The 19064-nt window shown below is 62.4% G+C and carries 18 protein-coding genes; 11 read left to right on the forward strand and 7 right to left on the reverse strand.

Going from position 1 to position 19064, the window contains the following annotated elements; genetic code table 11:
* The first annotated feature begins 57 nt into the window (after nt 1–57).
* Both EGJ86_RS14245 and ggt read left to right on the forward strand, forming a co-directional pair.
* Nucleotides 58–309, forward strand: a complete 252-nt coding sequence (locus EGJ86_RS14245; RefSeq protein ID WP_004373873.1) for a YfhL family 4Fe-4S dicluster ferredoxin — start codon at nt 58–60, stop codon at nt 307–309.
* A 107-nt stretch (nt 310–416) separates the two neighbouring features.
* Nucleotides 417–2099, forward strand: a complete 1683-nt coding sequence (gene ggt, locus EGJ86_RS14250) for a gamma-glutamyltransferase (RefSeq protein WP_125835543.1) — start codon at nt 417–419, stop codon at nt 2097–2099.
* A gap of 5 nt (nt 2100–2104) precedes the next feature.
* Here ggt and EGJ86_RS14255 read toward each other — a convergent pair whose 3' ends face one another.
* The 5 genes from EGJ86_RS14255 to EGJ86_RS14275 form a co-directional block, all read right to left on the reverse strand.
* Complete coding sequence (locus EGJ86_RS14255) at nt 2105–3937, reverse strand: Na/Pi cotransporter family protein (RefSeq protein ID WP_125835599.1); 1833 nt, start codon at nt 3935–3937, stop codon at nt 2105–2107.
* A 99-nt stretch (nt 3938–4036) separates the two neighbouring features.
* On the reverse strand, nt 4037–4384 hold the full coding sequence (locus EGJ86_RS14260; RefSeq protein WP_106733338.1) for a multidrug transporter: 348 nt from the start codon (nt 4382–4384) through the stop codon (nt 4037–4039).
* Between the two features lie 80 nt (nt 4385–4464).
* Entirely contained in the window at nt 4465–5043 is a 579-nt protein-coding gene (locus tag EGJ86_RS14265) for a lysophospholipid acyltransferase family protein (RefSeq protein ID WP_125835544.1), read from the reverse strand.
* Between the two features lie 105 nt (nt 5044–5148).
* Nucleotides 5149–5961 carry a bifunctional DNA-formamidopyrimidine glycosylase/DNA-(apurinic or apyrimidinic site) lyase gene (gene mutM, locus EGJ86_RS14270; protein ID WP_125835545.1) on the reverse strand — a complete coding sequence of 271 codons (813 nt, stop codon included), beginning with the start codon at nt 5959–5961 and terminating at the stop codon, nt 5149–5151.
* A gap of 77 nt (nt 5962–6038) precedes the next feature.
* Nucleotides 6039–6851 (reverse strand): HDOD domain-containing protein, encoded by an 813-nt coding sequence (locus EGJ86_RS14275; RefSeq protein ID WP_177432852.1) that lies wholly within the window; start codon nt 6849–6851, stop codon nt 6039–6041.
* A 246-nt stretch (nt 6852–7097) separates the two neighbouring features.
* Between EGJ86_RS14275 and EGJ86_RS14280 the strand changes: the two genes are divergently transcribed.
* The 8 genes from EGJ86_RS14280 to gloA all read left to right on the forward strand — a co-directional run bounded on the left by EGJ86_RS14280 (nt 7098) and on the right by gloA (nt 16413).
* Nucleotides 7098–8294, forward strand: a complete 1197-nt coding sequence (locus EGJ86_RS14280; RefSeq protein ID WP_125835547.1) for a class I SAM-dependent rRNA methyltransferase — start codon at nt 7098–7100, stop codon at nt 8292–8294.
* A gap of 269 nt (nt 8295–8563) precedes the next feature.
* Complete coding sequence (locus EGJ86_RS14285; protein WP_099525967.1) at nt 8564–9682, forward strand: ABC transporter ATP-binding protein; 1119 nt, start codon at nt 8564–8566, stop codon at nt 9680–9682.
* A 22-nt stretch (nt 9683–9704) separates the two neighbouring features.
* Nucleotides 9705–10778, forward strand: a complete 1074-nt coding sequence (locus tag EGJ86_RS14290; protein WP_125835548.1) for an ABC transporter substrate-binding protein — start codon at nt 9705–9707, stop codon at nt 10776–10778.
* Between the two features lie 121 nt (nt 10779–10899).
* Nucleotides 10900–12135 (forward strand): ABC transporter permease, encoded by a 1236-nt coding sequence (locus tag EGJ86_RS14295; RefSeq protein ID WP_125835549.1) that lies wholly within the window; start codon nt 10900–10902, stop codon nt 12133–12135.
* A 7-nt stretch (nt 12136–12142) separates the two neighbouring features.
* Nucleotides 12143–12997: an ABC transporter permease gene (locus tag EGJ86_RS14300; protein WP_125835550.1), complete on the forward strand. Its 855-nt coding sequence runs from the start codon at nt 12143–12145 to the stop codon at nt 12995–12997.
* A gap of 218 nt (nt 12998–13215) precedes the next feature.
* A complete protein-coding gene (gene ilvD, locus EGJ86_RS14305; RefSeq protein WP_125835551.1) occupies nt 13216–15054 on the forward strand; it encodes a dihydroxy-acid dehydratase in 1839 nt (612 codons plus the stop codon).
* Nucleotides 15055–15178: 124 nt separating this feature from the next.
* On the forward strand, nt 15179–15637 hold the full coding sequence (locus EGJ86_RS14310; RefSeq protein WP_125835552.1) for a metallophosphoesterase family protein: 459 nt from the start codon (nt 15179–15181) through the stop codon (nt 15635–15637).
* A 248-nt stretch (nt 15638–15885) separates the two neighbouring features.
* Nucleotides 15886–16413 carry a lactoylglutathione lyase gene (gloA, locus tag EGJ86_RS14315; RefSeq protein WP_125835553.1) on the forward strand — a complete coding sequence of 176 codons (528 nt, stop codon included), beginning with the start codon at nt 15886–15888 and terminating at the stop codon, nt 16411–16413.
* A 72-nt stretch (nt 16414–16485) separates the two neighbouring features.
* On the opposite strand, the gene EGJ86_RS14320 is transcribed toward gloA, so the two are convergent.
* Together EGJ86_RS14320 and EGJ86_RS14325 are read right to left on the reverse strand one after the other, a co-directional pair.
* The gene (locus tag EGJ86_RS14320) at nt 16486–17133 is read right to left on the reverse strand and encodes a YitT family protein (protein ID WP_125835554.1); all 648 of its coding nucleotides are present in this window, start codon (nt 17131–17133) and stop codon (nt 16486–16488) included.
* 112 nt (nt 17134–17245) lie between these two features.
* The gene (locus EGJ86_RS14325) at nt 17246–17776 is read right to left on the reverse strand and encodes a dihydrofolate reductase (RefSeq protein WP_092378346.1); all 531 of its coding nucleotides are present in this window, start codon (nt 17774–17776) and stop codon (nt 17246–17248) included.
* A gap of 115 nt (nt 17777–17891) precedes the next feature.
* Between EGJ86_RS14325 and EGJ86_RS14330 the strand changes: the two genes are divergently transcribed.
* Nucleotides 17892–19034 carry a glycerophosphodiester phosphodiesterase gene (locus EGJ86_RS14330; protein WP_177432846.1) on the forward strand — a complete coding sequence of 381 codons (1143 nt, stop codon included), beginning with the start codon at nt 17892–17894 and terminating at the stop codon, nt 19032–19034.
* The last annotated feature ends 30 nt before the right edge of the window (nt 19035–19064 follow it).

The following is a 19064-nucleotide window of genomic DNA, read 5'->3' on the forward strand; positions in this document are numbered from 1 at the left end:
TTCGCAGCATCGTTGCCCGTAAAGTGTCGAAGCCAGCGCCTCGACAGGAGTTGCCCCATGTCCCTGATCATCACCGACGATTGCATCAACTGCGACGTCTGCGAACCCGAGTGCCCCAACGGTGCCATTTCCCAGGGTGAGGAGATCTACGTGATCGACCCCAACCTGTGCACCGAATGCGTCGGCCACTATGACGAGCCGCAATGCCAGCAGGTGTGCCCGGTGGACTGCATCCCGCTCGACGAGAACAACGTCGAGAGCAAGGATGAACTGATGCAGAAGTATCGCATCATCACCGGCAAGGCCTGATCCACCCCGGGAGGCTGCGGGCTTCCCGTTTCCCCCGCGCCGTTCTGCCCTCCTCTGAGCAAGGCTGTTAAGCTTCCAGCCTCCCTCAGCCGCCTCTGGTAGATCGCATGTTGCGCAAACTCCTGCTATCGACCCTGCTGCTCGGTGCCAGCCTCCTGGCCCAGGCCGCTCCGCAGCAACCCGCCATTGCCACCGCTCACCCAGCAGCGACCGCTGCAGCGCAGCAGATGCTCGATGCCGGCGGCAACGCCTTCGATGCCGCCGTGGCAGCCAGCGCCGCACTCGCCGTGGTCGAACCCTATGGCTCAGGGCTTGGTGGCGGCGGTTTCTTCCTGCTACGTACTGCCGGCGAAACGCCTGGCTACGACTTCCTCGATGCCCGCGAACGCGCGCCCCTGGAGGCCAAACCGGACCTCTATGTCCGCGATGGCAAGGTACAGCGTGAGCTGTCGCTCAACGGTGCGCTGGCCGCTGCCATTCCGGGGCTACCGGCGGCGATGGTCGAACTGGCCGAAAAACACGGCCGCCTGCCGCTGAAAACCAGTTTGGCTCCGGCAATCCGTCTAGCCAATGAAGGCTTCGCGGTCGACCGTGTCTACCGCGAACGCGCAACCTGGCGCCTGGCTGCGCTGCGTGACGATGCCGAAAGTGCCAAGCTATTTCTCGACCAGGGCGAAATTCCCGCCGAGGGCCATCTGCTGCGTCAGGCGGATCTGGCTGCCACCCTGCAAGCACTGGCCGAGCATGGCCGGGAGGGCTTCTATACCGGCCCGATAGCCGAGCGCCTGGTCAGAGGCGTGCGCCATGCCGGCGGCATCTGGTCCGAGGATGACCTGCGTGAGTACCGTATTGCCCGCCGAGCGCCACTGCGCTTCCCCCTGGAAGATGGCCGCGAGCTGATCAGCGCACCGCCACCCTCGGCTGGCGGCATAACCCTGGCGCAAAGCCTGGCGATACTCGAACAACTGCCCTGGCGCGACGCCGAGCCCGTGCAGCGCGTGCATTACGTGGTCGAGGCGCTGCGCCGCGCTTATCGTGACCGTGGCCTGCTGGGCGACCCCGACTTCATCAAGAATCCCGTAGAGCAGTTGCTGTCGCCAGGGCATCTGGCCGTGCTCGCCGGCAGCATCGACCCCGAGCAGGCGACCCCCAGCTCCAGTCTGCCGCCTGCCGGCACCTGGCACGAAGGCGACCACACCACTCACTTTGCCGTACTCGATGCCGAGGGCAATGCTGTCGCTGCAACGCTGTCGATCAACCTGCCGTTCGGCGCCGCCTTCACTGTGCCCGGCACTGGCGTGCTGCTCAACGACGAGATGGACGACTTCGCCGCAGACGTCCAGGGCGCCAACGCCTATGGCCTGGCCGGCAGCCAGGCCAATACCATCGCGGGCGGCAAACGCCCGCTGTCATCCATGAGCCCGAGCTTCATCGAAAGCAGCGACGAATTCACCGCCTTCGGCACCCCCGGCGGTAGCCGTATTCCAAGCATGGTGCTGCTGTCGATGCTCGAGTACCTGGACGACAAGCCCATCGAGCGCTGGCCCGCGGTGGCGCGCTACCACCACCAGTTCATGCCCGACGTGATCGAGCATGAGCCGGATACCTTCAGCGATGAACAAGTCGCCGAGCTGCAACGGCGCGGCTACGAACTCAAAAGCCTGGATCGGCAGTACGGCAACCAGCAGGTGCTGTTCTGGGACAAGGTCAGCGGCGAGGTACAGGCGGCGAGCGATCCACGCGGGATAGGCACAGCACTTCCACAAGCTGTGAACAAAGGCTCGGAGTGACCGAATCAGGAGAGCCTGATCAGGCTCTCCTGTTCGTCACCGAACTTGCGCAGTTCCCGGAACAAGGCCTGCTCGCTGCCCAGCATCAGCACGTTGCGCAGGCTTTGGAAGATGCGACTGACGTAGCCCAGGTCATTCATCAGCGAGCTGGTCTGCAGGCCGTCGAGATGGCCGTAACGCACCTCAGCGAACAGCCGTTGGCGGAACTGCGCATCAAAGCTCGCCGCCTGCTCGTCGACCCAGCGTAGGCGCGACTGCCACATCTCGTCCGGCATGTCAGAGCGCGCCAATTCGCGGACCTCATGCAAAGTGGCGAGCAAATGACGGCGTAGTTCCACATAAGCCTCACGCGCCGCCGACGGTGGCGCATCGAGGTAATGGCCAAGGTTCTTCTGCAGGTGCTTGGCATCCTTGACCGCATCTACCAGTTGCAGCGCCGCCAGCTGGCAGCTGATCCAGAACTGCTGGTGCGCTTCATCCATGGGCAAGTCCATGCGCCCCATGAAGCTCAACAGATCGCCATACACACCCTTGATGTGAAACTGATACAGGTGCTCGGCATCGAGGCCACCCGCTGCGGGCTTGGCCTGCAACACCCGCTCATCCCCTTTGGCCTGCGCCAGTTGATCGACCGGCAGATACAGGGCATGGCAGATCACCTCCAGGCTCAAGCGGCCAAGATGCCCCAGCTCCTGCACCACCGCACCGGATGCTGCATCGACCGAATCCAGAGCGCGCTCGTTCAGATAGCGGGCGCGGGTACGCTCGGGCTCGGTCACCTGCTCGGACGCCAGTTCGGTAATCAATACCTGCGGCTCGACTCGGTCCGGCAGCCAACGAATCAGGTACTGAGCCAGGCGCCTCTGAAGTGGCCAGAACAGCGCCACACCCATGGCATTGAACAGGGTATGGAACATCGCCAGCTGAATCAGGCTGTTCTCGCCAAGGCCCAACGGCTCGGCCAAGACATGCACCAGCCAGGTCAGCGGACCGAGCAAACAGAAGGCGATAACGCCGGTGGTGATGTTGAACAGCACATGGGCCAACGCCAGGCGCTGGCCGTTGCGGTTACCGCCGAGGGAACCGACGAAGGCGGTGGTCACGCTGCTGCCGATATTCGAGCCAATGGCGATGGCCAGGCTTTGCCCCAGCTCCAGCTGACCACTGGCCAATGCCGCCAGGGTCAGCATCAACGTGGCGTGGCTCGATTGCAGCACCACGGTAATCGCCATGCCGATGGCGGTGAACAGCAGCGCCCCACGCAGCCCGCCTTCCTGCAGGCCGGTCATGTCCAGACCATCGCCGAAACTGGCGAAACCTTCCTTGATCTGGTCGATGCCGAGAAAGATGAAAGCGATACCCAGCACGATGCGCCCGGCTGCCTTGCTCTTGGGCCCGAAGAAACCGGCCAGCACACCGAACACCAGCAGCGGCAGGGCCAGCGGACTCAGGCTGAGATTTTGCCCGGCCAGCGCCAACAACCAGATGCCACTGGTGGCGCCCAGATTGGCACCGAACAGAATGGCGATACCGCCGGCCAGCTGGATCAACCCGGTACTGATAAAGGCGATGGTCAGCAGCGATACCAGGGTACTGGACTGCAGCAACAGGGTGCCGCCGACACCGAACAACAGGCTCTTGAAGGGCGTGGACGTACTGCGCCCAAGTATCTGCTCCAGCTTGCTGCCTGCCAGCTGACGCAAGCCTTCTTCCAGGCACTGCATGCCGAACAGGAAGATCGCCAGCCCGGCGCAGAGTTGCAACCAGCCCTGGCTGAACCAGAACGAGGCGATCAGCCCCGACACCACCAGCAGCATCACCCAGCGCAGGTACTTCATCACCACCGTTTCTTCCTTTTCTCGGCGTTCAAACGTAAACGGCCCTGGCTCATCACTGAGCCAGGGCCTAAAAACTATCTGTAAAGTGAAGGTAATCGCTTACTGACGATTGTTGTAGCCCGTTTGGGTACAACCCAGGCAGCGTACGAACGCAGCCTTGCCTGGATCGACTACAAGCGCTTTACCAGTAGCACCAATGCCCCCACCTGTAGCGGTGAACGGCAGCGATACCACGAACAGCCCGGCACCAATGACTGTGGCGCCGATAAGCAAAGGACGGGCGATCAGCAGATCACCGATCATCGCGTAGGCTGGCGGCGCTTCGACCGTGTAGAGAGGATCGCCACTAACATTCTGAGGAGCATCTGGGTGTTGTGCATGAACCGGCAGCGCGCAAATGCCGGTGGTCAACGCCAGGACAGCAGCGGTCGTGCGAAAGGGTTTCATGGGGCGGTCCTTCAGCTTGTTTCTGGATTAGAGTGCCATTAACTATAACAGCGCATTGATAATTGTCAGCGTGACGGACGTCAATCGCCGTGAAAGGCGTATTCCGGCTTTTTCGGTACATAAGGACGGAAGAACGCCAGCATCGTGGCCAGATCGGCCTTCTCGTCACCTGTTGGCTGAAAAGTCGGGCCGATCACCACGCGACGGTTCTGGTAGTCCAGCGCCCCGAGCACGATGGGCACGCCTGCGCCCAGAGCTATATGGTAGAAGCCCATCTTCCAGCGCTCGACCTTCTTGCGTGTGCCCTCGGGCGAGAGCACCAGAATGAACTCGTCATGCTCGCGAAAAGCCTGAATGGCCTGTTCGACGGTATTCAACTGACGATCCCGACGAATCGCGATACCGCCCCAACTGCGCATCAAGCTACCGAAAGGCCAGCTGAAGATGCTGTGCTTGCCGAACCAGCGAGCATTCAGCCGCAGCACGAATTTCAGCGCGATGAAAATCACGAAGTCCCAGTTGGACGTGTGATGAGCCCCGATGGCAACGAACTTGTCGAGCTTCGGCAACTGCCCCTCGATACGCCAGCCCATCAATTTCAGCACGCTGCGCCCCAGCCATTCAGCCCCTGGATTGCGCGGTAAATAGTTACCGGACATCTAACACCTTCGGTTTTTCTTGTTTTTATGCCGTAGAACCGGTGAAACCCACCATTGCATCCCGGCGGGTTGCACCCGCCCTACGGGTCGTCCGTCAGCAGCCTTTCAACGCTGGCACTTAGGACAGTAAACACTCGCACGCTGGCCCAGTTTGACCTCACGCAGCGTGCTGCCACAGATCTTGCAGAATTCGCCGCCACGCCCGTAGGCGAACAGTTCCTGCTGGAAGTATCCGGGCTGACCATCGCCACCGACGAAGTCGCGTAGCGTAGTACCACCACGCTCGATGGCATGGGCGAGGATGCGTTTGATCTCCTCGGCCAGGCGCAGGTAACGCGCACGCGAGACTGAGCCAGCCTCGCGGCGTGGATCGATGCCGGCAGCGAACAACGCTTCGGTGGCGTAGATGTTGCCCACGCCCACCACCACGGCGTTATCCATGATGAACGGCTTGACCGCCATGCTGCGCCCACGGGACATCTGGAACAGACGCTCACCGTCAAACAACCCGCCCAGTGGCTCCGGCCCGAGCTTGCTGAGCAATACGTGGGTCAGCGGGTCCTCACTCCACAGCAGTGCACCGAAACGCCGTGGATCGGTGTAACGCAGGGCAAGGCCGGACTCCAGCTCGATATCCACATGCTCATGCTTGGCCGCAGCCAGGCCACATTCGACCAGGCGCAGACTGCCGGACATGCCCAGGTGACTGATCAGGCTGCCGACTTCGGCCTTGATCAGCAGGTACTTGGCGCGCCGCTCGACGCACTCGATCCGCTGGCCGGACAGACGCACGTCCAGGTCTTCGGGGATCGGCCAACGCAGACGGCGCTCACGCACGATCACGCGGCTGACGCGTTGGCCCTCCAGATAGGGGGCGATACCGCGGCGGGTAGTTTCGACTTCGGGTAATTCAGGCATGACGGCACTACTGGCGTGAAACGACGGGCAACCTTAGCAGGCAGGATGTGGCTAACGGTAGATACCGAGCGCAACCATCAGCTCGCACCAAGGTCACGGATGCTCTCGCGCAGGTTTTCGAAGTCGTATGCGGATAGGCCGACGTAGTCCAGCACCAGCGCTTCGATGCTCTCCCACTCATGATCTTCACTCTGGCTGCCCAGCACCTGATAACTGCGGCAGATATGCTCGGCCATCTTCAGGATGGCCAGAAGGTTCTTCAGTTGCGCATCGCGGCCATTGTCATCGCTGAAGATGGCCAAGGCGTTGTGGTGATTGGCGATCGCCTCACAGAGGTGCATCGGCAGATTCCACGACTTGGCGGTGAAATAACCGACCACCGCGTGGTTGGTATTGAGCAGGCGATTCTCGGTATCGACCACGCGCCGCTCACGGCTGGCGCTGGCGTAGGACTCTTCGAGCACGTCCATGTAGTTGGGGAAGCGCTTGAGCATCAGCGGGATGCCGCAATTGTGGAACAACCCCAGCGTGTAGGCCTCGTCCATCGACTCGCAACCGATACGCTTGGCCAGCGTCAAGCAGGTCATGGCCACGTCCTGGGCAGTGTCCCAGAAGCGGTTCAGGGTGACGATGGTCTCGTCGCTCATTTCCCCGCGAATCGACAAGGCGTTGACCATGTTGATCACCGAGTTGCTGCCCAGCAGGTTGACCGCGCGCTGGATCGAACTGACCTTGTTGACTAGGCCGAAGTACGGCGAATTGACGATCTTCAACAGTGCCCCGGACAGTCCTGGATCCTGGCTGATCAGGCGCGAGATGGCCTTGAGATCGGGGTTAGGCATGACCTGCTCGAACTGCAGATCGACCATGATCTGCGGCTGCGGCGGCACACTGATGCCCTGCAGAAATTTCTGGATCTGCTCGGCGGAAAGTTCTTTGTCCATGGGCGCGGAAGGGAAAGGTGATGGAGCGCACAGTCTACCCTGCAAGCAATAGGTTTTGCCCATCCCTGCGACGGTAAATCTGCATGGGGAGACTCATTCGAGCAGACCGATGGCAAGGCACTTTCCATCGCCTCGCAAGCAGCCACCGAGCAGCTCGTTTAGAATGCGCGTTTTTGCCCGACGGAGCCCACCATGTCCCTGCCCAGTCTGCGCCTGAAAGCCAACGCCGACCGACGCCTGCGCGCCGGCCACCTGTGGGTATACAGCAACGAGATCGATGTCGCTGCCACCCCGCTGCATGGTTTCGCTGCTGGCGACCAGGCCGTCCTGGAAGCGGCCGGCGGCAAGCCGCTGGGCATCGTCGCCATGAGTCCGAACAACCTGATCTGCGCCCGCCTGCTGTCGCGCGACGTCAAGCATGTGCTGGACAAGTCACTGCTGGTGCATCGCCTCAACGTCGCCCTGAGCCTGCGCGAGCGCCTGTTCGACCAGCCCTGCTACCGCCTGGTGTACGGCGACTCCGACCTGCTGCCGGGGCTGGTGGTCGACCGTTTCTTCGACATCCTCGTGGTCCAACTGGCTTCCGCCACCATGGAGGCGCACAAGGATGACGTGCTCGCCGCGCTGATCCAGGTGTGCAAGCCCAGCGGCATCCTGTTCAAGAACGACTCCGCCGCGCGTGACGCCGAAGGCCTCGAGCGCTACGTCGACACCGCCTTCGGCGTGGTGCCGGAGTGGGTAGCGCTGGAAGAGAACGGCGTTAAGTTCGAAGCCCCGGTGATCGAAGGACAGAAGACCGGCTGGTTCTACGATCACCGCATGAACCGCGCGCGCCTGGCGCCCTACGTCAAAGGCAAGCGCGTGCTCGACCTGTTCAGCTACATCGGCGGCTGGGGTGTGCAGGCTGCGGCCTTTGGCGCCAGCGAAGTGTTCTGCGTAGATGCCTCGGCCTTCGCCCTCGACGGCGTGGAACGGAATGCCACGCTCAACGGTTTCGCCGAGAAGGTCACCTGCGTCGAAGGTGATGTGTTCGCCGCGCTACGCGAACTGAAATCCGCAGAGGAGCGCTTCGACGTGGTGATCGCCGATCCACCCGCCTTCATCAAGCGCAAGAAAGACATCAAGAACGGCGAAGCGGCCTATCGTCGTCTCAACGAAACTGCCATGCGCCTGCTCAACAAGGACGGCATCCTGGTCAGCGCCAGTTGCTCCATGCACCTGGAGGAAGACAACCTGCAGAACATCCTGCTGACCAGCGCGCGTCACTTGGACCGCAACATCCAGCTGCTCGAGCGCGGCGCCCAGGGCCCCGATCATCCGGTACACCCGGCCATCGCTGAAACTCGCTACATCAAGAGTCTCACCGTTCGCCTGCTGCCCAACAGTTGAGCAGCCTGCACCTGCCGAGTGCGTTTCGGCAGGTGCCCTCTCTCTTCCCGCGCTGTTACCTCCCCCCACACCCGCCTCGCATCTCTCCCAGCATCGACTAGGCTTGAACCTGCATAGCAGAGCGCTATCAGCCGGCCATCAGTCATCTGGCTTGCTTATTGCTTTTAGCTATCGACATAACGATCGCCTCCCACGAAGGGGGTGAATCGACTCAGAAGTTGGAGCCTTGGCCACGAGCTGACTCCACATTGCGGATAGCGGGGAGGACTATGACTGCGCAGGCTGGGAACGACGCGTTCCTGCGATTCACCAACGTCAAGAAGACCTACGATCACAAGACCCTGGTGGTCAAAGACTTCAACCTCAATGTGGCCAAGGGCGAATTCATCACCCTGCTCGGCCCCTCCGGTTCCGGCAAGACCACCTGCCTGATGATGCTAGCCGGCTTCGAGGACGTGACCAGCGGCGAGATCCTGATCAACGGCCGCAACGTCACCAGCATCGCCCCCTACGATCGCAACATCGGCATGGTCTTCCAGCAGTACGCGCTGTTCCCGCACATGACCATCCGCGAGAACCTGGCCTACCCGCTGAAGATCCGCAAACTGCCCAAGGACGAGATTCGCGCCAAGGTCGAGGAGTACCTCGCCCTGGTCGAACTGCAGGCCTTTGGCGGTCGCTACCCCGGCCAGCTCTCCGGTGGCCAGCGCCAGCGTGTGGCCCTGGCCCGCGCGCTGATCTTCGCCCCGGACATCGTGTTGATGGACGAGCCCCTCGGCGCGTTGGACAAGAAGCTGCGCGAGCAGATGCAGTTCGAGATCAAGCGCCTGCACGAGCAGCTCGGTTTCACTGTGATCTACGTGACCCACGACCAGACCGAAGCGCTGACCATGAGCGACCGCATCGCCGTGTTCAACAACGGCGTGGTGCAGCAATGCGCGCCGCCCCACGTACTTTACGAGCGCCCGGCCAACATGTTCGTCGCCGACTTCATCGGTGAAAGCAACAAGCTGCCCGGCGTGATCGAGAGCGTCAGCGAAGAGCGCGTCGAAGTGCGCCTGCAGGATGGCGGCCTGGTCAGCACCCTGAAGGCCAACTGTACGGAAATCGGCCAAGCCACCACCGTCTCGGTGCGCCCGGAAAAACTCAACTTCACCGACCGCCTTGGCGCCGCTGGCAATCAGGTCAAGGCCCGCTTCGTCACCCGCCACTACGTCGGTGAATACATCCGCTACCACTTCGAAACCGCCAGCGGCAGCGAGCTGGTGGTGAAGAACCTGAACGACAGTTCAGCCCCGCAACTCAGCACTCAGGAAGAGGTCGCCCTGGCCTGGCTGCCGGAAGACAGCCAGGCCCTGGATCGATCGGAAGTCCCCACCCACAACTAGTAGAAGCAAATGGAGCACAGCAATGGCTAGATCACTGACTACCAGCGTTTCCACCTTCGCCCTGGTGGCGGCACTGGGACTGGCAACGGGCAGCGCCACCGCCCAGGACAGCCTTACCGTGGTTTCCTGGGGCGGGTCCTACGGCGCCGCGCAGAAGAAACACGTCATCGACCCGTACCAGGCGGAATCCGGCGTCAAGGTACTGTTCGAGGACTACTCGGGTGGCGTTGCCGAAATCAAGGCCCAGGTCGAATCCGGCAACATCCAGTGGGACGTGGTTGACTTCGAAGTGATCGACCTCGAGCGCGCCTGCTCAGAAGGCTTGCTGGAAACCCTCGACCACAGCGTGCTGCCGGCCGGCATCGACGGCACCGCAGCAGCACAGGACTTCATTCCCGAAGCACTGGCCAGTGAGTGCGCGGTGGGCAACATCGTCTGGTCGGTGGTGTTCGCCTTCAACGACAACACCATCGGCGGCACCAAGGCCACCAGCATTGGCGACTTCTTCGACACCGCCAAGATTCCGGGCAAGCGCGCCATGCGCAAACGCCCGCAGGTGAACATGGAGTGGGCGCTGATGGCCGATGGCGTTGCGCCTGAGGAAGTCTACGAAGTGCTGGCCACGCCGGAAGGCCAACAACGCGCCTTCGACAAGCTGGCCAGCATCAAGAAAGACATCGTCTGGTTCGACTCCTGGTCGCAAGCGCCGCAACTGCTCAACGACGGTGGCGCGGTACTGGTGCAATCGGCCAACGGCCGCTTCTACGACGCCATCGTGCAGGAGAAGAAACCCTTCGAAATCGTCTGGGACGGCCACGTCTACGACCTCGACGCCTGGGCCATCGTCAAGGGCACCAAGAAGAAAGAGCTGGCCATGGAGTTCATCAAGTACGCCACCAGCTCCAAGCCGCTGGCGGGCATGCCGGACGTCGCCTACGGCCCGACCCGCAAGTCGTCCATGCCGCTGGCAGACCAGACTGCGACGCCGCACCTGCCGACCGCTCACCTGGATAAAGGCATCCAGGCTGGCTCCGAGTTCTGGGCTGACTATGGCGAGTCGTTGGGTGAGAAATTCAACGAGTGGCTGTTGAAGTAAAGCACCAGCATCCTGTCTCCCCCGACCTGTGGGAGGGGCTTTAGCCGCAACCGTCGCCGCTGAAGCACCGCCTACGGGAGTCGGGGGGGAACAGTTGGGCTGAATCCACCGGAGTAACACCTTGTCATCCCTGACCCCCAGCGAAGCCGGCCAAGCCGCCAGCGCCCGTCGCAAGAAACGCCTCGCCGCCTTTCTCTTCGTGGTGCCGCTGCTGCTGTTCATCATCGTCACCTTCGTCGCCCCCATCGGTACCATGCTGTGGCGCAGCGTGTATCACCCGACCGTGGCCGAACTGATTCCGCAGACCCTGGCCGAGCTCGAACGCTGGGAAGATCACAAGCAACTGCCAGACGAGAAGACCCTGCAGGTATTCGTCAGCGAACTGCACACGCTCAACGAGCAGCGCCTGTCAGGCAAGCTGTCCGAGGAGTTCAACCGCGCCTATACGGGCATGTCCAGCGTGGTCAAATCCACCGCGCGGCGCATCGGCCGGATGGATGCCGAAGCGCTGTCCTCCGAGGGCGTCGAAGCCCTGCTCGCCAGCCATCGCAACTGGAGCAAACCCGAGCTGTGGTACGCCATCGAGCGTTCCGGCAAGGTCTACACCTACGACTACTACCTGACGGCTCTGGATCTGGAACTGCACCCCGACGATGGCATCCAGGTGCGCCAGGACACGCAGATCTATCTGCAGCTGTATTCCAAGACCCTGAACATGGCACTGGTCATCACCCTGCTCTGCGCCCTGCTCGGCTACCCGCTGGCCTACTACCTCGCCGGCCTGCCGTCGAACCGCGCCAACCTGCTGCTGGTGCTGGTGCTGCTGCCGTTCTGGACCTCGCTGCTGGTGCGTACCACCTCGTGGATCGCGCTGCTGCAGACCAACGGCGTGATCAACTCCTTCCTCATGGGCATCGGCCTGATCAGTCAGCCCTTCGAGATGCTCTACACCTCGTTCGCCACCGTGGTGGCGATGACCCATATCCTGCTGCCGTTCATGATCCTGCCGCTGTACAGCGTGATGCGCGGCATCGACCCAAGCTATATGCGCGCCGCACTCAGCCTGGGCGAAAAACCGATCCCTGCGTTCGCCCGCATCTACTTCCCGATGACCTTGCCAGGGCTCAGCGCCGGAGCATTGCTGGTGTTCATCATCTCGGTCGGCTACTACATCACCCCGGCACTGGTCGGTGGCACCGACGGACAGATGATCAGCAACATCATCGCCTTCCATATGCAGCGTTCGAACAACTGGGAGCTGGCCGCCGCACTGGGCTCGCTGCTGCTCGGGCTGATTCTGTTGCTGTACTGGGTGTACGACCGCTTCGTCGGCGCCAGCAACATCAAGTTGGGATGATGAGACGATGAAGATCCCCGCCTACTACGGCTTCTGGCACCACCTTGGACACTGGCTACTCAAGGTCAGCTCCTGGCTGGTGTTGCTGTTCCTGATCCTGCCGATCCTGGTGATCGTGCCGCTGTCGTTCAACGCCGAGCCGTTCTTCAGCTTCACCGAAGGCATGCTCACCCTCGACCCCGAGGCCTATTCGCTGCGCTGGTACCGGGAGATATTCAACGATCCGAAATGGATACTGGCGATCAAGAACAGCTTCTTCATCGGCATCCTCTCGACCATCCTCGCCACCATTCTGGGCACCTGCGCCGCCATAGGCCTAGCCCGCGATGAGATGCCGTTTCGCCGCTTCATCACCGCCCTGCTGCTATCGCCGATGATCGTGCCACTGATCATCACCGCCGCCGGGATGTTCTTCTTCTACTCCAACCTGGGTCTGGCCGGTGGCTACCTCGGGGTGATCCTGGCCCACGCCGCGCTCGGTACGCCGTTCGTCATCATCACCGTGACCGCCACGCTGACCGGCTTCGACTACAGCCTGGCACGCGCAGCGCTGAACCTCGGCGCTACGCCGATTCGCGTGTTCTTCGATGTAATCATGCCGCTGATCCGCCCAGGGGTGATTTCCGGCGCGCTGTTCGCCTTCATCACCTCGTTCGATGAAGTGGTGGTGATCCTGTTCATGGCCGGGCCACAGCAACGCACCATTCCGCGGCAGATGTTCTCGGGCCTGCGCGAGCAGATCAACCCGAGCATCCTGGCCATCGCCACCCTGCTGATTCTGGTGTCCATCGCTCTTCTGGTCACCCTGGAACTGCTACGCCGACGTGCCGAGCGGATGCGCGGGATCGAAATACCGCATTGAGCCGTCACGGACCTGCGCACGACCGGCAACCTTCCCCCGCCAGCCCTGGCGGGCGTAGAATCGCCCCATTCCCCGCCCGGCATCCTCCGGCGGGCCTGTGAGCCCCGGCCGTACGAACGGTGATCCCGTTTCGTCATGCAGCCTCCTGACACCGCGGCGATCTGCCGCTCGACGACGCTCACCGCACACACAACCGAATTAGTCGCAGGAATACCGTCATGCCCGATTACCGCTCGAAGACCTCCACCCACGGCCGCAACATGGCCGGCGCCCGCGCCCTGTGGCGCGCCACAGGGATGAAGGACGAAGACTTCAAGAAACCGATCATCGCCATCGCCAACTCCTTCACCCAGTTCGTGCCCGGCCACGTGCACCTGAAGGACCTGGGTCAGCTGGTCGCCCGCGAGATCGAGAAAGCCGGCGGCGTGGCCAAGGAATTCAACACCATCGCCGTCGACGACGGCATCGCCATGGGCCACGACGGCATGCTCTATTCGCTGCCGAGCCGCGAGATCATCGCCGACTCCGTGGAGTACATGGTCAACGCCCACTGCGCCGACGCCATCGTCTGCATCAGCAACTGCGACAAGATCACCCCCGGCATGCTGATGGCCGCCCTGCGCCTGAACATCCCGGTGGTGTTCGTTTCCGGCGGGCCGATGGAAGCGGGTAAAACCAAGCTGGCCAGCCATGGCCTGGATCTGGTCGATGCCATGGTCATCGCCGCCGACTCCAGCGCCTCCGACGAAAAGGTCGCCGAGTACGAGCGCAGCGCCTGCCCGACCTGCGGCAGCTGCTCCGGCATGTTCACCGCCAACTCGATGAACTGCCTGACCGAAGCACTGGGCCTGTCCCTGCCGGGCAACGGTTCGACCCTGGCCACCCACAGCGACCGCGAGCAGCTGTTCCTGCGCGCCGGCCGCCTGGCCGTCGAGCTGTGCCAGCGCTACTACGGCGAAGGCGACGAGTCGGTACTGCCGCGCAACATCGCCAACTTCAAGGCGTTCGAGAACGCCATGATGCTCGACATCGCCATGGGCGGTTCGACCAACACCATCCTGCACCTGCTGGCCGCCGCCCAGGAAGGTGAAGTCGCCTTCGACCTGCGCGACATCGACCGCCTGTCGCGCAAGGTGCCGCAGCTGTGCAAAGTCGCACCGAACATCCAGAAGTACCACATGGAAGACGTGCACCGCGCTGGCGGCATCTTCTCTATCCTCGGCGAACTGGCCCGTGGCGGCCTGCTGCACACCGATGTAGCCACCGTCCATAGCCCGAACATGGCTGAGGCCATCGCCCAGTGGGACATCACCCAGACCAACGACGAAGCGGTTCACCACTTCTTCAAGGCAGGTCCAGCCGGTATCCCCACCCAGACCGCGTTCAGCCAGAGCACCCGCTGGGACAGCCTGGATGATGACCGAGAGAATGGTTGTATTCGCAGCGTCGAGCACGCTTATTCCCAAGAGGGTGGACTTGCGGTGCTGTACGGCAACATCGCCCTCGATGGCTGTGTGGTGAAAACCGCTGGCGTGGACGAATCCATCCACGTCTTCGAAGGCTCCGCCAAGGTCTTTGAAAGTCAGGACAGCGCGGTGCGCGGCATCCTCAATGACGAAGTGAAGGAAGGTGACATCGTCATCATCCGCTACGAAGGTCCGAAAGGCGGCCCGGGCATGCAGGAAATGCTCTATCCGACCAGCTACCTGAAGTCCAAAGGACTGGGCAAGGCCTGCGCCCTGCTCACCGACGGGCGTTTCTCCGGCGGCACCAGCGGCCTGTCCATCGGCCACGCCTCGCCGGAAGCGGCAGCAGGCGGCGCCATTGGCCTGGTCAACGACGGCGACAAGATCCTCATCGACATCCCCAACCGCAGCATCAACCTGCTGGTCAGCGACGAAGAACTGGCCACCCGCCGTGCCGAGCAGGACAAGAAAGGCTGGAAGCCGGCCGCACCGCGCACCCGCAAGGTGACCACCGCGCTCAAGGCCTACGCCCTGCTCGCCACCAGCGCCGACAAGGGCGCGGTGCGCAACAAGGCGATGCTCGACGACTGATTCGTCAGCGTTGCTGCAGCGAAAAGCCCGGCCTGGTTTGCCGGGCTTTTTGTTGTCGGAGGGTTTGCACCTGACGCTGATCGCCAGCAAGCTGGCTCCTACATCTCATACTCAGGACCTCATCATGCGCATTGGTCTGATCGCCGACACCCACAACCTGCTGCGCCCCGAAGCGCTGGCAGCGCTGCAAGGCGTCGATCATCTGATCCATGCCGGCGATATCGGCGGGCCGCACATCCTGACCGAACTGGAACGCATCGCGCCGCTGTCGGTGGTGCGCGGCAATAACGACCAGGAGGCTTGGGCCGATGACATTCCCGAGACGCTGACGCTGCGCTTCGAAGACACCACGCTCTATGTCCTGCACGACCTGAAGCAACTGAACATCGACCCCAGAGCGCTTGAAATCGATGTAGTAATCGCCGGCCATTCGCACAAGCCACTGCACGAAGAGCGCAACGGCGTGCTCTACCTCAACCCCGGCAGCGCCGGGCCACGGCGCTTCAAGCTGCCCATCGGCGTGGGCATCCTGCATATCGAGGATGGGCGGGTACAGGCCGAGCTGATCACGCTGCCGGTCTGATGACCATCGGGTGGACGACGCTTCACCCGTCCACCGCCCCGCCAACCTTCGCGCTGACACGGACCGGAGGAGCCCTAGGCGGCAGTCCGTTTCATCCGCGATGCTTCGCGCCCTCAAGCCAATCGCGGCTGAAGCCGCTCCTACAAACGCCCCGGCATCGCTGCCTGATCAAGGTCACGCCCTTGAAAAACGTGGCCACCGCGTCCATATAGGTAGATACAGCCTTTTCCCGCCTGATGGAGAACCCCATGACCCTCGACGAGCTCAACGCCATCCCCGGCGTGACCGCCAAGCCCGACGTTGCCACCGCCGACTTCATCTACAACCACACCATGATCCGCGTGAAGGATCTGACCAAATCGCTGGATTTCTACACCCGCGTGCTGGGCTTCACCCTGCTGGAGAAGAAGGACTTCCCTGACGCCGAGTTCAGCCTGTACTTCCTCGCCCTGATCAACGACAAGTCGCAGATCCCGGCTGACCCGGCTGCTCGCCATCAATGGCGCAAGTCGATCCCCGGCGTGCTGGAGCTGACCTACAACTACGGCACCGAGAAAGACCCGGAATTTTCCTACCACAGCGGCAACAGCGACCCACGTGGCTTCGGCCACCTGTGCGTGTCGGTGCCGGACATCAAGGCGGCCTGCCAGCGCTTCGAAGACCTCGGAGTGGATTTCCAGAAACGTCTGACCGACGGCCGCATGCGCGATATCGCCTTCATCAAGGACCCGGACGGCTACTGGGTCGAGATCATCCAGTTCACTGAAGTGATCTGATTCTCGCCTCCGCGAAAAACGAAACTACGAGGGGCTGTCTCCAGCGAGGCAGCCCCTCGTTCGTTGATGCGTTCAACTAACGCCGACGTAGCGATCCGCCCGGTGATTGATCGCCAGCACCAGATTGAGCACTACCGCCCCCCGCACCGAGAGCAGCACCTTGTCTGGCGACACCACGAAAATCGCCGCCAGGACGATGCTCGCGTCGATAGCCATCTGCACGGTGCCAGCGCGGAAACCGAAGCGCTCCTGCATATACAGCGCGAGAATATTCACCCCACCCAGGCTGGCGCGGTGGCGGAACAGCATGAGCAAACCCAGCCCCATCGCAGCGCCGCCGAACAGCGCAGCATACACGGCGCTGAGGTGGGCGAAGGCGACCCAGTGCGGCGTCAGCTCGGCCAGTAGCGAAACCAGCATCACCGCGCAGCCCGTGCGCAAGGTGAAAGCCCAGCCCATGCGCCAGATACCGAGCAGGTAGAACGGCAGATTGACCAGGCAGAACACCAGACCGAACGACCAGCCGGCCTGGTAGTTGGCCAGAAAGGCGATGCCGACAGTGCCACCGGTGAGCAGGCCGGCATGCGTGTAGAAGGCGATGCCCAGCGCCACCAGAGCGGTGCCGAACAGCAGGGCCAGCGCATCTTCCCAGAGTGGGTGGCGTACGAAGAGTGCAGCGACGGCGCTCGGGCGCTCGTCGACGGGCGATTGCTCAGACATGTAAAAACCTGCATCAGGATGCACGAAAGAAAATTACGGCAGAGGCAAGGCAGTGGCCGTCCCGCCGCGCAGGAGAATCTGGCGGCAGAAATGGCCGGAACGCCAGGCAGGATTATGCGCCGCGGCGCTCCCACACTTCGAAGGCGTAAGACGGTGTCTCGGCCGAAGCCGGGTGCTCGACGCTGGAGGTCATACGCCAGGTGGCCTCGTCGACCTCGGGGAAGAAGGCATCACCCTCGGGATCCAGGCCGACACGCGTCAAGTAAAGACGATCAGCCTGGGCCAGGCCCAGCTCATAGAGCTGCGCGCCGCCGATCAGCATCAGTTCCTCGGCATTCTCTTCACGCGCCCAGGCGTCAGCTCGTTCGATAGCCTCTTCCAGCGTCGCGAATACCTCGGCACCTTCCAGGGTCAGGCCGGCCTGACGGCTGACCACGATATTGAGCCTGCCCGGCAACGGGCGCCCGAGCGAATCCCAGGTCTTGCGCCCCATGATGATCGGCTTGCCGAGCGTCATCGCCTTGAAGTGCTTGAGATCCGCCGGCAGGTGCCAGGGCAGTTGGTTGTCGCGGCCAATCACGCGGTTGTGCGCGAGCGCGGCGATCAGAGAAAGAGGTAGAGTCGTTTTCATGGCCGCGAGCATAACAGAGCCCCCAGCGGCCTCGCAGCCCATCAGTGGCTGCAGCAGCGCTGTCGTCGTATCGTCACATTCGCCGTAGCAGGCTAAGGGCTGATTCTACGAGCAAGGAGCCAGCATCATGTCGAAATCACTCTCTGCCTGGGTATTGGGCGTCACTCTGCTGCCACTGGCGGTCTTCGCCAGCCCCGCCCCGGATAAAGTACAGGCCGCCATCGATTGGGCCCAGCAGCAACCCAGCGTCAGGCAAACCCAGAACTGGGACAGCAAGGCTCCCCTGGTGATCGCCCACCGGGGCGCCAGCGGTTACGCGCCCGAGCACACACTGGCGGCCTACGCGCTGGCAGCCTTTCAAGGCGCCGACTACATCGAGCCCGACTTGGTGATGACTCGCGATGGCCAGTTGGTCGCCCGCCACGACAACGAATTGGGGCTGACCACCGACGTGGCGCAGCGCCCCGAATTCGCTGACCGCAAACGCACCCAGAGCGTCGACGGGCGCAGCCTGGAAGGCTGGTTCAGTGAGGACTTCACCCTGGCCGAGCTGAAAACCCTGCGCGCCATCGAACGTATCCCGCAGCAGCGACCGGGCAATACCCGCTTCGATGGCCAGTTCGAGATTCCCACGCTGCAAGAGATCATCGATCTGGTGAAACGTCTGGAAGCCCTTCAGCAACGAACCCTGGGTTTGTACCCGGAAACCAAGCACCCCACCCACTTCCAGCAACTCGACCTGGCCATGGAGAAACCGTTGCTGGCGGTGCTCGAACGCAACGGCTACGACAGCGCCGACGCGCCCGTTTTCATCCAGTCCTTCGAAGTGGCAAACCTCAAGGCGCTGAGCACGCTGACACCGATCCGCCTGGTGCAACTGCTGTGGGTAGAAGGCCAACCCTACGATCAGCAGGTGCTTGGCAGCGGCCTTGGCTACCAGCAAATGATCACGCCAGAAGGCCTGCAAACCATCGCGAGCTACGCCAGCGGCATCGGCCCGGAGAAAGGCATGATCATCCCGCGTGATGCCGCCGGTAACCTGACCGCGCCGACCAGCCTGGTACGTGACGCCCATGCGGCCGGGCTCAAGGTGCATCCCTACACCTTCCGCGCTGAAAACGCCTTCCTGCCCACCCGTCTGCGTAACGGCAGCGAACCGAGCGAGCGCGGCGATATCAACGCCGAGCTGCGTGCCTTCCTCGCCACCGGTATCGATGGCCTGTTCATCGACCAGCCGGATATCGCCGTGCGTTTGCGCGAGCAGCGCTGATTCGCACCGAAGCGGATCAGGGGTTATTCT

Source organism: Pseudomonas sp. o96-267, assembly GCF_003935465.1.
Lineage (GTDB): Bacteria > Pseudomonadota > Gammaproteobacteria > Pseudomonadales > Pseudomonadaceae > Aquipseudomonas > Aquipseudomonas sediminis.